General features: G+C 48.2%; 10 protein-coding genes. 9 read left to right on the top strand and 1 reads right to left on the bottom strand.

Annotated elements, in window-relative coordinates; all coding sequences use genetic code 11:
• The first annotated feature begins 58 nt into the window (after positions 1–58).
• The 9 genes from uhpC (at position 59) to C9I99_RS09785 (ending at position 13,421) form a co-directional block, all read left to right on the top strand.
• Positions 59–1,363, top strand: coding sequence for an MFS transporter family glucose-6-phosphate receptor UhpC (gene uhpC, locus C9I99_RS09825; protein WP_107348696.1), 1,305 nt, complete (start codon positions 59–61; stop codon positions 1,361–1,363).
• Between the two features lie 71 nt (positions 1,364–1,434).
• Positions 1,435–2,469 (top strand): ABC transporter substrate-binding protein, encoded by a 1,035-nt coding sequence (locus tag C9I99_RS09820; protein WP_107348695.1) that lies wholly within the window; start codon positions 1,435–1,437, stop codon positions 2,467–2,469.
• 79 nt (positions 2,470–2,548) lie between these two features.
• On the top strand, positions 2,549–4,636 hold the full coding sequence (locus C9I99_RS09815; protein ID WP_107348694.1) for an ABC transporter permease: 2,088 nt from the start codon (positions 2,549–2,551) through the stop codon (positions 4,634–4,636).
• Between the two features lie 14 nt (positions 4,637–4,650).
• A complete protein-coding gene (fbpC, locus tag C9I99_RS09810; RefSeq protein ID WP_107348693.1) occupies positions 4,651–5,709 on the top strand; it encodes a ferric ABC transporter ATP-binding protein in 1,059 nt (352 codons plus the stop codon).
• 702 nt (positions 5,710–6,411) lie between these two features.
• Positions 6,412–7,659 (top strand): carbohydrate porin, encoded by a 1,248-nt coding sequence (locus C9I99_RS09805; RefSeq protein WP_107348692.1) that lies wholly within the window; start codon positions 6,412–6,414, stop codon positions 7,657–7,659.
• Positions 7,660–7,728: 69 nt separating this feature from the next.
• Positions 7,729–8,622, top strand: coding sequence for a MalM family protein (locus C9I99_RS09800; protein ID WP_107348691.1), 894 nt, complete (start codon positions 7,729–7,731; stop codon positions 8,620–8,622).
• 106 nt (positions 8,623–8,728) lie between these two features.
• Positions 8,729–11,836, top strand: coding sequence for a beta-galactosidase (locus C9I99_RS09795; protein ID WP_107348690.1), 3,108 nt, complete (start codon positions 8,729–8,731; stop codon positions 11,834–11,836).
• 246 nt (positions 11,837–12,082) lie between these two features.
• On the top strand, positions 12,083–13,087 hold the full coding sequence (locus C9I99_RS09790) for a substrate-binding domain-containing protein (RefSeq protein WP_107348689.1): 1,005 nt from the start codon (positions 12,083–12,085) through the stop codon (positions 13,085–13,087).
• A gap of 136 nt (positions 13,088–13,223) precedes the next feature.
• Positions 13,224–13,421 (top strand): DUF2986 domain-containing protein, encoded by a 198-nt coding sequence (locus C9I99_RS09785; protein WP_107348688.1) that lies wholly within the window; start codon positions 13,224–13,226, stop codon positions 13,419–13,421.
• A 23-nt stretch (positions 13,422–13,444) separates the two neighbouring features.
• Here C9I99_RS09785 and punR read toward each other — a convergent pair whose 3' ends face one another.
• Positions 13,445–14,347, bottom strand: a complete 903-nt coding sequence (punR, locus tag C9I99_RS09780) for a DNA-binding transcriptional activator PunR (protein WP_107348687.1) — start codon at positions 14,345–14,347, stop codon at positions 13,445–13,447.
• Between the last annotated feature and the right edge of the window lie 209 nt (positions 14,348–14,556).

Here is a 14,556-nt window from a genome sequence, read left to right as displayed (position 1 = left end):
TCTCATTCTTTTCATTCACTTTATCAATAACATTTCATTCAGCACTTAAGGAGAAGTGATGACGTTTGCAGCCGTACCTAGCCCTCGTCAAGTTAACGAAAGCTATCGCTATTGGCGTCTTCATTTGATGGCCGCAATGTATATCGGCTACGGGGTGTTCTATTTCACCCGAAAAAGCCTGAGCTTTGCCATGCCGGTGATGCTATCCGATCTCGGGATGAGTACTGCTGATTTTGGCCTCTTAGGCACGCTTTTTTACATCACGTACGGCGCATCGAAATTTCTGTCCGGGATGGTCAGTGACAGAACCAAACCCAACTACTTCATGGGGCTTGGTCTAATTGCCACCGGGATCATTAATATCCTGTTTGGACTCAGCTCATCGCTTTCAACGTTTGTGGTGCTGTGGACATTAAACGCGTTATTTCAAGGCTGGGGGTGGCCACCTTGTGCAAAATTGCTGACCTCTTGGTATTCGCGCTCCGAACGGGGGTTCTGGTGGTCAATTTGGAACACCTGCCACAACTTAAGCGGTGCTCTCATTCCGATCTCTATCGGGATAATTGCCGTCAACTGGGGCTGGCGCTACGGCTTCATTTTACCTGGGCTACTAGCCATCGTCGTTGGCACCGCACTTTGCTTTCGGCTTCGGGATAAACCACAAACTCTCGGTCTGCCGAGTGTTGGGGCGTGGCGAGATGATGAATTAGAGAAGCAACATGAGGCCGAAGGCCGTGGGCTGCCTTTTAGGCAGATAGTCAGAACCTACGTGCTGGGTAACAAGTATATCTGGTTGCTTTGTAGCTCTTACTTGTTGGTGTATGTGGTACGGATTGCCATCAACGACTGGGGCAATTTATACCTGACCGAACGCCATGGTTACCAACTCATTACCGCCAATACCGCAGTGTCGATGTTTGAGGTCGGTGGTTTTCTTGGTTCCCTGTTTGGTGGCTGGGGCTCGGACAAGTTTTTCCGAGGCAACCGGGCACCGATGAACCTTATTTTTGCACTGGGTATTTTTATCTCCGTTGCCGCCCTGTGGCTAACCCCACTCAATAACGTCATGGTGCTTTCAGGTTGCTTCTTCTCCATTGGCTTTTTTGTCTTTGGGCCACAAATGATGATTGGGATGGCCGCTGCAGAGTGCTCACATAAAGATGCTGCAGGTACAGCGACAGGGTTTGTCGGTTTGTTTGCCTACCTTGGTGCCGCACTGGCCGGTTATCCGCTGGCGGTACTCATAGAAAGATTTAGCTGGGAAGGTTTCTTCGGTGTCATCACGCTGTGTGCAGCGTCGATCGGACTGCTGATTTTACCTTTCGTCAAAGCACAACAACGGGCAGGGATCGCCGTTCCTTAAGTATTTTGACTCCCTCTCGTTGTCCCTTATTCCAACCCCCTACACGTTGGAAACAACAAGAGGAAATAATAATGAAAGTTAGAACAAAACGCTCCCTGCTTGCCGCCTGTATCCTTAGTTCAACGTTTGCCGTCCCTCAGGTGATGGCTGAGGGCCGGTTAGTCGTCTATTGCAGTGCAACTAACGCAATGTGTGAAGCGGAAACCAAAGCTTTCTCTGAAAAATACGACGTTAAGACGTCATTCGTTCGAAACGGCTCGGGTAGTACCCTTGCCAAGATTGAAGCGGAAAAGAAAAACCCGCGTGCTGACGTTTGGTACGGTGGCACATTAGATCCTCAATCCCAAGCCGGCGAAATGAACCTGCTGCAAGCCTACCCTTCGCCACAGCTCGACAACATTATGCCGGATTTTCGTGACCCGGCGAAACGCAAAGGTAACTACTCATCCGCCGTCTATATGGGCATCCTTGGCTTTGGTGTTAACACCGAGCGTTTAGCTGAAAAAGGTCTGCCAATCCCACGCTGCTGGAACGACCTGACCAAACCAGAATACACCGGCGAAATTCAGATCGCCGATCCGCAAAGCTCAGGCACAGCCTACACCGCGCTGGCTACTTTTATTCAGCTTTGGGATGAAGACAAAGCCTTCAGTTACTTCAAATCACTCGATAAGAATGTATCCCAATACACGAAATCTGGGGTCACTCCTTCTCGCAATGCGGCTCGTGGCGAAATAGCAATTGGTATCGGCTTCTTGCATGACTACTCACTAGAGCAATCCAAAGGCGCACCGCTTGAATTGATCTCTCCTTGTGAAGGCACAGGTTATGAAATTGGCGGCGTAAGCGTGATCAAAGGCGCACGTAACTTAGATAACGCCAAGAAGTTTGTTGATTTTGTACTGTCTCAAGAAGGCCAGGAAACCGCTTGGAAAAAAGGCCAATCGTTCCAGATCTTGACCAACATCAAAGCCGAGCAATCACCGAATGCGCTCAATCCAGAAGATCTGACATTAATCAGTTACGACATGGATAAATATGGTTCGTCTGACGAGCGTAAGCGTCTGATTAATAAGTGGGTGAACGTGGTTAAGATGGGCGAATAATCCTGAAGGGGCTGCAGAAGCAGCCCCCTGATCCTCTCCTTTGGCTAGGCCAAAAAATGTAACATTTCAGGTATATACAATGAACGAACTTGCCGCACACATCACCCCAAGTGCCATAAAGCGAGACCCTGTCTTCTATTGGATATTGAGTTTGCTCGCAGCTTTTATCCTGCTACCGGTTTTCGCCCTCGACTGGGGCTTATTTGAATCCACCCAGGAAGAATTTAGAGCTGCAATGGGATGGAGCAGCATCAACATATCTTGGCTATGGTTTGCCCTACCTGTAGTTTTGTTGATCCGCCCAGCACAAGTACAAGATAAATATGCCAAAAACCGCCACTACTTCGACATCGTCTATTCTGCATTTTGTATGTTGTTTGTCGTGCTTTCTTCTTGGTATACCGCACAAGGAATGGGCTACGCCACCATCGCATTGTTTGTCGTACTCGGCGCGGTAATGACATTGGCTTTCTCCCGCCTTGAATTTCTGGGTGGTGATACCTTTGTTATTGGCTCTCTGATCACTATCATCTTGCTGATCACTACCTTTATCATCTATCCGAGTATCGCCATCTTTGTCCCTATGTTCAAAGACGAAATGGGGAACTTTGTTGCTTGGCAGTTTCTCGACATACTTGGTCGCGCCCAAATAATCCAAATCATCATGAATTCCGTCATGCTGGGGACCTCTGTGGGGATTGGTGCAACCTTCTTCGGCCTGGTATTTGCCATATACACCACCCGTATTGCCAAGCGCAGTGCTTTTATCGCCCGTATCTTCTCGATTCTGCCCATCGTAACACCGCCATTTGTCGTCGGTTTGGGTGTAACCTTGATGCTAGGCCGCTCAGGGTACATTACTGAACTGATGGCTGACTGGTTCGGCCTGACCCAGACCAACTGGCTTTATGGTTTTACCGGGATCTGGATGGCGCAGGTTCTAGCGTTCGCGCCAATGTCGTTTATGATTCTAGACGGTGCGATGAAATCCTTGCACCCTTCTCTGGAAGAAGCGTCCTATACACTGCGCGCTAACCGTTACCAGACCTTCTTTAAAATCGTGATGCCTTTGCTAAAACCCGCATTGGCAAACAGTTTCCTGATTATTTTTGTTCAATCTCTGGCCGATTTTAGTAACCCATTGGTACTGGGCGGCAGCTTTGATGTACTGGCGACGCAAATTTACTTCTACATAGCTGGAGCCCAGCTAGATTACGCCTCTGCAAGTACGTTAGGCGCAGTATTATTGCTCTTCTCGCTGGCCATTTTTGTGGTGCAGTATCTGTGGATAGGCAAGCGCTCTTACGTCACTATTTCGGGTAAGTCTTACCGTGGTGATGTGCAGCCGCTACCAAACACACTTAAGCACACGGTCTCCGGTCTGCTTTATTTCTGGATGGCGTTTAACGTTCTGCTTTACGGCAGCATCATCTACGGCAGCTTCACGGTAAACTGGGGGGTGGACTACAGCCTTACTCTGGCGAACTACATCAATCTGTTCGGCATGGGTATGAGTGAGGGAGCTTGGCCATCACTTATCACCACCATGACATACGCTGGTATCGCGGCACCGCTGACAGCGTTATTTGGCCTATTGATTGCTTACATCGTGGTTCGTCAACAGTTCCACGGCAAGAAGGTCATCGAATTTGCCACCATGCTCTGTTTTGCCGTCCCAGGAACCGTAGCGGGTGTCTCTTACATCCTCGCCTTCAATGATGCGCCGGTTTACCTCACCGGTACTGCCGCGATTGTCGTGATTTCCATGGTCATGCGTAACGTTCCTGTCGGTATCCGTTCCGGCATTGCAGGCCTTGGCCAATTGGACAAATCATTGGATGAAGCCTCACTCAGCTTACGCGCTAACTCACTGAAGACCATCACCCATATTTTGCTCCCACTGCTGCGTCCCGCCATTCTGTCGACGCTGGTATACAGCTTTGTTCGGGCGATGACTACTGTGAGCGCCATCATATTCTTGGTCACCCCAGAAACACGGGTGGCAACCTCTTACATCCTAAACCGGGTCGAGGACGGTGAATACGGTATCGCCATCGCTTATGGCTCGATCCTGATCGTGGTTATGCTAGCCATCATTCTGATATTTGATTTTCTTGTCGGTGAAGCGCGCGTCTCGCGCTCCAAAGCCAATAACGAAGAGTCGTAACTGGAGAAAAACTCATGGCAACTGAAAATTTTGTAGTGCTTAAAAACATCTGTAAGCGCTTTGGAGACAAAACCGTCATTGGCAACCTCGACCTTGAAATTAAAAAAGGCCACCTTGTTACCCTGCTGGGCCCATCTGGCTGTGGTAAAACCACCGTGCTTCGACTGGTAGCCGGATTGGAAAAACCCAGTAGCGGACAAATCTTTATTGATGGAGAAGATGTCACCAACACCTCTATTCAACAACGTGACATCTGTATGGTATTTCAGTCCTATGCCCTTTTTCCGCATATGTCCCTGCATGAAAACGTGGGATATGGACTGAAAATGCTTGGCCTTGATAAAGCCGAGATCAAAAAACGCGTTGATGAAGCGCTAAAAGTTGTTGATCTAGAAGGATTTGGTGAGCGTTTTGTTGATCAGATTTCAGGTGGGCAACAACAGCGGGTCGCACTGGCACGCGCATTGGTCCTCAAACCCAAAGTGCTGCTGTTCGACGAGCCGCTAAGTAACCTTGATGCTAACCTGCGCAGAAATATGCGGGAAACCATTCGCGATCTACAACAGCGTTTTAATATCACATCACTTTATGTGACCCACGATCAATCCGAAGCTTTTGCCGTATCAGATACCGTGATTGTAATGAAGGATGGCGACATCATGCAGCAAGGCAGCCCGACGGATTTATATAAACATCCTTCATCGATGTTTATGGCTAACTTCATGGGTGAAGCCAACATGTTCGAAGGCCATTATGATGGTGAATATATTGATATCCACGGCTATCGTTTACCGGCAGCGAGAGATAATGTTGTCGGCATTGAACCGAATGACTATCAGATTGGCGTGCGTCCAGAAGCCATTTTGCTGGCTGAGGAAGGGGAACCCTGTCAACAGTGTAAGGTTATCAGTGCCGCCTATATGGGCTCGATGTACGAAGTCGTCGTCGAATGGCAAAATCATGAGCTGTTACTTCAACTGAACTCAGCACAGTTCAATGCCAACTTTATCGATCATGCTTACTTAACGATTAACCCTAATGGCGTGTTCATACTTCCCCCCGAACAAAGCTAAGGGTATTCGTCTAGTCTAAGCCGCTCAAAAGAGCGGTTTTTTTATATTACAGCTATAAAAAGCAATAACATAAAAAGGGATGAAAGCATTCCAAGAGTTCATGGTACACCCAGACCGATTAGATAAAATTCTAAAACGCCTGGAGCTAACACGTGCTCGTACTTTCGATAAGTAAAAGCAACGGGGTGAAATCGATACCACCCCAGTAAAAATGCGGTGTTTTGAGTTAAACATACACTCAAGGAGTTTCACATATTACTTGAATTCACACTCATTGCTGACGTATTCTGTGATTATTGTGATTCAAAGTGAAACGTTATCCTTGGGTTCCTAACTCAAAACACTCATAGATAGCTTCTCTACTTGGCTTACCGAGCAATCAGTACTGCTTGGGAAAGAAGTTAGTTTCCATTGATCAAAAAAGCCCAACCTTATGTTTTGTTGGGCTTTTTATTTATCTCCTCTCCTTACCACCCCATTCTATGTAATCGTTTCCGGACGATGAACGTCATCACCTGTATAAAAAACCCTCAAAAACAGCCAAAAGACGTCGTTTATGTGACCTGAATTACAATTTCATCAAATGTTTTGCCTTTGTTTGATAAAATCAGTCAAGCCTCACTGTAAACGTTTCCAGAGCGATGTTAGGATCAGTCTCGAGTTAGGACCCATAAATAAAAAAACATAATATGGAGACGTTTCATGAAACAGAAGATGCTAGCAAAAGCAGTCGGTATCGCTTTGGTACTTGCCCCACTAGCCAGCCAAGCAGCAGTGGAAAATATCACTTACTTTGGTTATGCAAAATGGGGAAACATCTACACAGACAATGATGATCATAATAATGGCAAAGGTGAGCGCAATGATGTGATCCGTGCCAGTGAAGGTTATGGTAATTACCGTTTGGGTAACGAGCTGAATTGGTGGGAAGCCGGTCTGAAAGCTGATGTATGGCAAAACGGTGACGCTTATTTTGACACCACCCTTTATCTTGGCAGCGGTGAAAGCTGGGGTGATGTCAGCATCATCCAAATGTGGTCAGCAGGCCACGGCCTTTTCGCCTCGCAGCCAGATGCCAAAGTATGGGCCGGTGAGCGCTTCTACCGCCGCCACGAAGTCCACATGATAGATATCAAGTACTGGGATACATCAAGTACAGGTATTGGTATCGAGGATTGGGATCTTGGCTTCGGTAACGGCCACATTGCCTGGATGGCACCAAATTCCAGTGCTGATGGCCGTAGCTTGCATAACATCGATGCCCGTATCAGCGATATAGCGATCAACGACACCGCAGATCTGACCTTTGGCTTGAACTACATTTTCACCCAAAACTCTAGCTATGAAGAGTCCGATATCACCACATCCGGTGCCATGCTATCAGCTCTTTACCGCCAAGCTTGGGACTACGGTTCAAATACTCTGGCCTTCCAGTATGGTACCGATGCCCTAGCCGGTGGTTTGATGAGTGCCGAAGGTGGCTCTAATCGTAAATACAGCACAGGCGTAGAGCATGATGGTTACAGCTGGCGTGTTTTCAACTCCGGTGACCTGAATGTCAATGAAGATTTCCAGGTTATGTATTCCATCGCCTATCAGGACAAGAACCTAGACAACAACGACGGTGAGAAATGGTTCAGTGTCGGTGCCCGTCCTCAGTACAGCTGGACAGATTATATGGCGACCGCACTAGAAGTCGGTTACGAAACCGTCGAAGCGCAAAATGGTGCAGGTACCAATGACATGTATAAAGTCACTGTTGCCCAGATGTTCCAGGCAGGCAAAGGCGTATGGGCTCGCCCATCACTGCGTATTTTCGCCACTTACTCAGAGAAGAATGATGAGTGGAACCGCGATGGTAAAACCTACGGTACTGCGATGAGTAACGTCAGTGGTAAAACAAGTGTTGACGAAGTGACCTTTGGCTTTAACGTTGAAACTTGGTGGTAATAGCCCGCTAGCGGCGGTCTGACTTGAAGTGGTACAGGCCTTATGGGGTCTGTACCCTGAGGAAAAAACATGAAGAGAAAACAGTTGGCAACCATACTGCTTGGCTTGAGCCTAACCGCTTGCAGCAGTATTCCAGACACGGTACTCAATACCGATCTTAACCAATCGGCTTGCTGCGATTCTGTCGCTGAGCTGGCTATCCAGCCTCTTGCGCTGGACAGTCAGCAATATGTCACGCTGGATGGTAATGGCGAAACACTGCCTCTTACATCAGGTCGTACTCCGGTCAAAGCGTATGCCTTACCGCAAGTTGCTTCCCCGTTCTTACTCACTGTCAGAGCTCCGATCAAAGACAACCAGGTCATCGCACCAGCTGTCGCTATTTATGACACTCAGTGGCAGTTGGTCGAACACTACACCACCAATGACTTTCAGTATTTCACTAACGACTTAAGTGGTGTCGAGCGTATTGAAGGAAAGTTCATCCTCAGCACACAGTTGGATCAAATGGCTTATTTGGTGATCCAGCAGGATCCCCCCCAAATAGGTAACCAACTCACGCGGATCCACCCAGAACAAGAATTTGCCGAATCACAAAACATAGTCGGCAACAAGCGATTACCGCTCGTCGCGACACTTTCTCCAGTCGGTATCGTTGAAATCACCACGCAACAACACTTTGGCAACCCTGTCGTCGATATGCTTGCAAACCTGACAGCACAACAGGCATCAACAGCCGCAGCTGTGCCTGTCACCAACGTTGAACAGGACAGACAACCAGCCCTTTCCGTGCAACCGCAAACAACTCAGTCAGCCCCACAGAGCTGGCACTATTTTAAACAGCATATCGACCAAGCAATGAATGACGGAAAGCTAAAACAAGCGGTTGATTGGGCAAACCTTGCTGAAGAAGCAGGACATTCACAGGCCAAAGATTACCTGTTGGATACCTTGGCTCAGTAACAGCTAGAGCACACCAAATTAATGGCAGTGTGGCAGTCACCATAGCCGTACTGCACAGTAACTAAAATTGACAAGAATAAGTAAGATCACTTTAAGTAGGATAACGATGACGGCATTTTCTAACATTATTCAGCGCCGAGACTGGGAAAACCCACAGTCAGTGAACATCCATTGTTTGTCTGCGCACAGCCCATTAGCCAGCTACCGTGACATTGACAGTGCCCGTGACGGGAAAAATGCCCAGCGCCAGTCATTGAATGGCGAATGGAAATTCAAACTTTTTGACGCTCCAGAGCACGTTAACGGTGAGTTCGTTGTCCCTCAATTCAACGATCAGGAATGGGATAATATTGCAGTCCCATCTAACTGGCAGCTCCACGGTTATGACAAACCTATTTACGCCAACGTCAAATACCCGTTTGAGGTTAACCCGCCGTTCGTTCCAAAAGACAACCCAACCGGTTGCTACCGTACGCACTTTTCGGTGGAAGAAGGCAAGCTAGCACAATCACACCGTATTATCTTTGATGGCGTGAATTCTGCCTTCCATTTGTGGTGTAACGGACATTGGGTCGGTTACAGCCAAGATAGCCGCCTGCCTGCCGAATTCGATCTCTCCCAGTACCTTGTTGCTGGCGATAACAGCCTCTGCGTAATGGTGATCCGCTGGAGTGACGGCAGCTACCTCGAAGATCAAGATATGTGGTGGCTAAGCGGTATCTTCCGTGATGTGACCCTTCTGACCAAACCTACGCAATGCATTGAAGATGTGTTTATCACACCTGATCTCGATGCTTGCTATCGCGACGGCAGCTTGTCGGTTGTTACCCATATCAAGGCTTCAGCTGATCACCAAGTACAAATTCAACTGTTTGATGGCGAGCAGGCCATCACTGCTCCCGTGATAGACCGCCCGAATAACCGCCGTATTGATGAGCGCGGTAGCTACAACGACATTGTTTTCCAAACACTTTCAGTACGCGAACCAAACAAGTGGAGTGCTGAGGCACCGAACCTGTACCGCTGTGTTATCTCGTTGCTGGATGCTGATGGCAACCACATTGAAAGTGAAGCCTATCAAGTCGGTTTCCGTAAAGTCGAAACCATCGGTGGCCAGCTTTGCCTCAACGGCAAACCTCTGCTGATCCGCGGTGTGAACCGCCACGAGCACCATCCAGAACTGGGCCATGTGATGACTGAAGCGGATATGATCAAAGATATCTGCTTGATGAAACAATATAACTTCAATGCCGTTCGTACTGCCCACTACCCTAACCATCCTCGTTGGTACGAACTGTGTGACGAGTACGGTTTGTATGTATGTGACGAAGCCAACATCGAAACCCACGGCATGGAACCGATGAACCGCCTGTCAGCCGATCCGATGTGGGCACACGCTTACATGAGCCGCTATACCCAGATGGTACAGCGCGATAAAAACCATCCGTCCATTATCATCTGGTCATTGGGTAATGAATCCGGTCATGGCAGCAACCACAATGCCATGTATGCTTGGTCGAAAAATTTTGACCCATCACGTCCGGTTCAGTACGAAGGGGGCGGCTCCGATACCACGGCGACTGATATTATTGCCCCAATGTATGCCCGGGTTAATACCACCATTGCCGATGAAGCCGTACCAAAATGGTCAATCAAAAAGTGGATTTCATTGCCTAACGAAGAGCGTCCATTGATCCTGTGTGAATATGCTCATGCGATGGGTAACAGCCTCGGTAGCTTCAATGAGTATTGGGATGCATTCCGTGATTACCCTCGCCTGCAAGGTGGCTTCATTTGGGATTGGGTTGATCAAGGCATCAGCAAGTATGACGACCAAGGCGAACACTTCTGGGCCTATGGGGGAGATTTTGGCGATACAATCAATGACCGTCAGTTCTGCATCAATGGTCTGGTGTTCCCGGATCGCACACCTCATCCAACATTGGAAGAAGCCAAACACTGCCAGCGAATGATCACCGTCCAGATCGACAGTGAAGAACAATTGGCTAACTGCGTGGCGTATACCCTGACCGTAACCAACGAAAACGCGTTCCGAGCAACGGATAACGAACAGTTGACATGGTCACTGCTTGAAAATGGCCGTGTGATTACCTCTGGTGAACAGCAACTTGACGTTCCGGCAGATAGCCAGCGGACACTTTGCATTGATGTCGACTTTAAACCTCGCTCGGGTGCGGTTTATCACTTAAATACCGACATCGTACTGATTGAAGCAACCGTATGGGCTGAAGCTGGCCACACTATTGCCAGCGAACAATTCGCGGTTACCAACCGAAACTCGTTGGCTTACCCTTCGATAACACAAGGTAATGCACCTATCGCAACAGAAAGCGATGACGCTATTTTGGTCAGTAGCGAAAACGGTATGCATCACTGGAGCTGGAACAAAGCGAGTGGCTTATTAGAACAGTGGACTGTTGAGGGTAAACCTCAATTCGTCACCTCACCAGTCGATAATTTTTTCCGTGCACCACTGGATAACGATATCGGTGTCAGTGAAGTTGACTCTATCGACCCAAATGCTTGGGTATGCCGCTGGAATGCTGCGGGGATTGGTCAGTGGGATCGTGAGTGTGTCGATTGCCAGGTCAATACGCTTAACCATCAAGTCACCGTAACGTCAACGTTTGTCTATACCTTCAATGGTAAGGTACAAGTGATTACGAGGTGGACCTACAGCTTGGGCAATAACGGCGAAACCAATATTGATGTCTCGGTTCAACTCTCCGATGAGCTCCCGCCGATGCCACGTATTGGTATCGAGCTAGCCCTACCTCTACAGGATGAACAGCAGCACGTTGAGTGGCGAGGTCTTGGCCCATTCGAAAACTATCCCGACAGGCTATCGGGAGCACGTTTCGGTCATTACACTGAAGCGGTTACAGCCATGCACACGCCTTATATCTTCCCAACCGATAGTGGGCTGCGTTGTGGTTGTCAGTCACTGACCGTTGGGACCCTGAACATTTCGGGTGACTTTCAGTTCAGTGTCAGTCAATACAGCCAGCAACAACTGACTGATGCTAAGCATACCAATGAGCTGAACACAGAACAGCAGTTATACCTGCGTGTCGACCACCAGCATATGGGTGTGGGCGGTGATGATTCATGGAGCCCAAGTGTCCATAAGGAATTCAGGCTGGCTGACAAGCAATATGCTTACAGCCTGACTCTAGAGCCAAGTAAACACTAAAATCTAAACATAGATTTTAGCTCTGTCGTGCTGCATTGACTTCCCCCTCAGTGTGGCACTCTTCCTCTTTTCCTCCCCTAGTGTCTCGTCCTATTCACTTATTTGGCTATAAATCATACGACTCTCAATTCTGTAGAGTGACTCACCTTACAATAATTAATTCAGCCAATGAAAAAACACCGGCGAAGGTTTGTTTTATATCGCTAACCATTGTTTAATGAGCCAGCAATAAAGAGAGAGGGCTCTATGGCTACCATCAAGGATGTCGCGAAAGAAGCAGGCGTTTCCGTCGCTACGACTTCACGGGTGATCAACAACGCACCACACACCAGTGAAACGGCTATCAAAGCCGTAAAAGCTGCAATGGCAAAGCTCGGCTACAGGCCCAATGCCAATGCCAGGGCTCTAGTGAGTAAATCAACCAACACCATTGGCGTACTGGTCAATGATGTCTCCGCCCCCTTCTTCGGCACCATGGTTAAAGCCATTGATACCATCGCCAATCAGCATGAGAAGCAACTGCTGATCGGTAGTGGCTATCACGATGCCGTTAAAGAGCGTAATGCGATTAACCTATTGATCAACAGCCGCTGTGAATCACTGGTTATTCACAGTAAAGGATTGGACGATCAAGAACTCATCGATTTAGCGGCTGAAATTCCGGGACTGGTGATAATCAATCGTATCGTGCCACAGATCGCCTCGCGTTGTATTGCACTCGATAACCGCAAAGGATCGTACCTCGCCACTGAATATTTGATCCGCCATGGTCACAAGCATATCGGTTACCTGTGTTCCAGCCATGACATCGAAGATGCCAGGGACCGTAAAGCGGGTTATCTCGAAGCGTTAAAAGATCATGGACTCGAAGTCCACGAAGAATATATTGAATACGGTGAACCAGATGAGCTTGGTGGTGAATACGCCATGACTAATTTGCTCTCGAAAAACCTTCCCGTGACTGCCGTGGCCACCTATAACGACTACATGGCGGCAGGCTGTTTATCCGTTCTGCATGAAAATAATTTGCGCATCCCGGAAGATATTTCCGTTATTGGCTTTGATGATGGTGATATTGCTCGATACGTCCATCCAAAACTGACCACTATCCGTTACCCTATTCAAGTTATGGCCGAACAAGCGGCAAAACTGTCTTTGCAACTGGCAAGTGAAAATAAAAATGCATCACAAGCGAGATTGTATAACCCGACATTAGTCCGTCGCTTATCCGTCGGTGTCGCCCCGCTGTAGCCATATCGTCTATGAGCCAGTCCGATAGGAGCGGCTCATATATCCAAATAACTTGCCCCCCGCTCATCATATACCCCTTCACATCTCCTTCAATTCCCCCTAAAATTGCCAGCCAATTTCGATTTGGTATGTAACCATGAACCGCAAGAAGAAAATTAACGAAGCGCTGAAGAAAAGGCAGAAGAAAACAAACGCCAAGTTGCACCGCAGCAACAAGCCGCGCTACATCTCCAAGGCCGAACGCGCCAAGATGGAGGCTGAAGCCCAGCAAGCTGAACAAGCACAAGATGTTAACCCTGCGGAAAGTGCTGAAAGCGAGCAACCGGCGGAATAACTCAAAGCGGTTAATAATGGGGCTTATCGCATCCATTCATGATGGAGCTGCTCGCTGTCACCCAGATAATCGAGCAGCCAATCAATCGCTGGGTTTTGGCTTTCTTTATTCCAGGCTAGGCAACACGGGCTAACCGGTGGTTTCACCGCGAGTTGTTTCTCCACCAACTCCCCGCTTTCAATAAGTGGCAAAGCCTTATGCTCTGGCACCACACAAATCCCAAGACCTGACTTCAAGCACGACATTGCACTGTGCCAGTTAGGTACCATGATTCGACGCTGGTTATCCATCAACCAAGTTACTCGCTTAGGTAACACCCGTGACGTATCTTCAAGGCAGATAGCCGGGTACTCGACAAGCTCTGCGGCTTCTAACGGATAATCAATTTCGGCGAGTGGATGATCGGGGCTAACAACAAACCGCCATTCCAACACCCCCATATCGCGATAATCAAAGTAACCGCTCACGGGCACTGCCGCCGTTGCGCCGATAGCAATATCTGCCCGACCATCCGACAACGCATCCCATACACCGTTGAATACCTCCATCGTCAGATGCAGCTCCATATCCGGAAACTGCCGATAGAAATCCCGTACCAATGTATTTACCCGACTCTCACGAACCACCGTATCCAGCGCCACCGACACACTTTGCGACCAGCCATTGGCAACACGCTGGGTTTGCAATTTCAGCATCTCCATTTGCTTAAGAAGCTCTCTGGCTTCCTCAACAAAAAACGCCCCAGCAGGTGTTAATTGCACTTGCCGATGAAGGCGAACGAATAAATCGACAGCTAACCGCTCCTCTATCACCCTGACGGTATAGCTAATTGCACTGGGTACTTTGTGCAATTCTTCAGCAGCCGCCGAAAAACTTCCGCGTCGAGCGACCACATCAATCACTTGCAAATCGTTATAAGAAAACATCAGGCTCTTCCTTTCGCTTGTACTCAGCCCATAAAAGCTGCAGCCAAAATTGCTTATTTTCACAGCAACAATGCAACAAGTTGCGTCTAATAGGTGCTATCTGCGCAATACTCAACCACACTCAGTGCGCAAGAGAATATCACGCAGCACTGATGAAAAAACAATCAAATCAATTTTTTTGAAAGCAATGTTTAAATTTTACCGTTTCA

Origin of the sequence: Photobacterium lutimaris (assembly GCF_003025555.1) — a bacterium.
GTDB classification, from domain to species: Bacteria; Pseudomonadota; Gammaproteobacteria; order Enterobacterales; family Vibrionaceae; genus Photobacterium; species Photobacterium lutimaris.
This window is presented reverse-complemented; position numbering and strand designations above follow the sequence as displayed.

What these genes read in the sequence shown, in the direction of transcription:
- uhpC (WP_107348696.1), top strand. Translation starts at nt 59, where the DNA reads ATGACGTTTGCAGCCGTACCTAGCCCTCGTCAAGTTAACGAAAGCTAT.
- C9I99_RS09820 (WP_107348695.1), top strand. Translation starts at nt 1,435, where the DNA reads ATGAAAGTTAGAACAAAACGCTCCCTGCTTGCCGCCTGTATCCTTAGT.
- C9I99_RS09815 (WP_107348694.1), top strand. Translation starts at nt 2,549, where the DNA reads ATGAACGAACTTGCCGCACACATCACCCCAAGTGCCATAAAGCGAGAC.
- fbpC (WP_107348693.1), top strand. Translation starts at nt 4,651, where the DNA reads ATGGCAACTGAAAATTTTGTAGTGCTTAAAAACATCTGTAAGCGCTTT.
- C9I99_RS09805 (WP_107348692.1), top strand. Translation starts at nt 6,412, where the DNA reads ATGAAACAGAAGATGCTAGCAAAAGCAGTCGGTATCGCTTTGGTACTT.
- C9I99_RS09800 (WP_107348691.1), top strand. Translation starts at nt 7,729, where the DNA reads ATGAAGAGAAAACAGTTGGCAACCATACTGCTTGGCTTGAGCCTAACC.
- C9I99_RS09795 (WP_107348690.1), top strand. Translation starts at nt 8,729, where the DNA reads ATGACGGCATTTTCTAACATTATTCAGCGCCGAGACTGGGAAAACCCA.
- C9I99_RS09790 (WP_107348689.1), top strand. Translation starts at nt 12,083, where the DNA reads ATGGCTACCATCAAGGATGTCGCGAAAGAAGCAGGCGTTTCCGTCGCT.
- C9I99_RS09785 (WP_107348688.1), top strand. Translation starts at nt 13,224, where the DNA reads ATGAACCGCAAGAAGAAAATTAACGAAGCGCTGAAGAAAAGGCAGAAG.
- punR (WP_107348687.1), bottom strand. Translation starts at nt 14,347, where the DNA reads ATGTTTTCTTATAACGATTTGCAAGTGATTGATGTGGTCGCTCGACGC.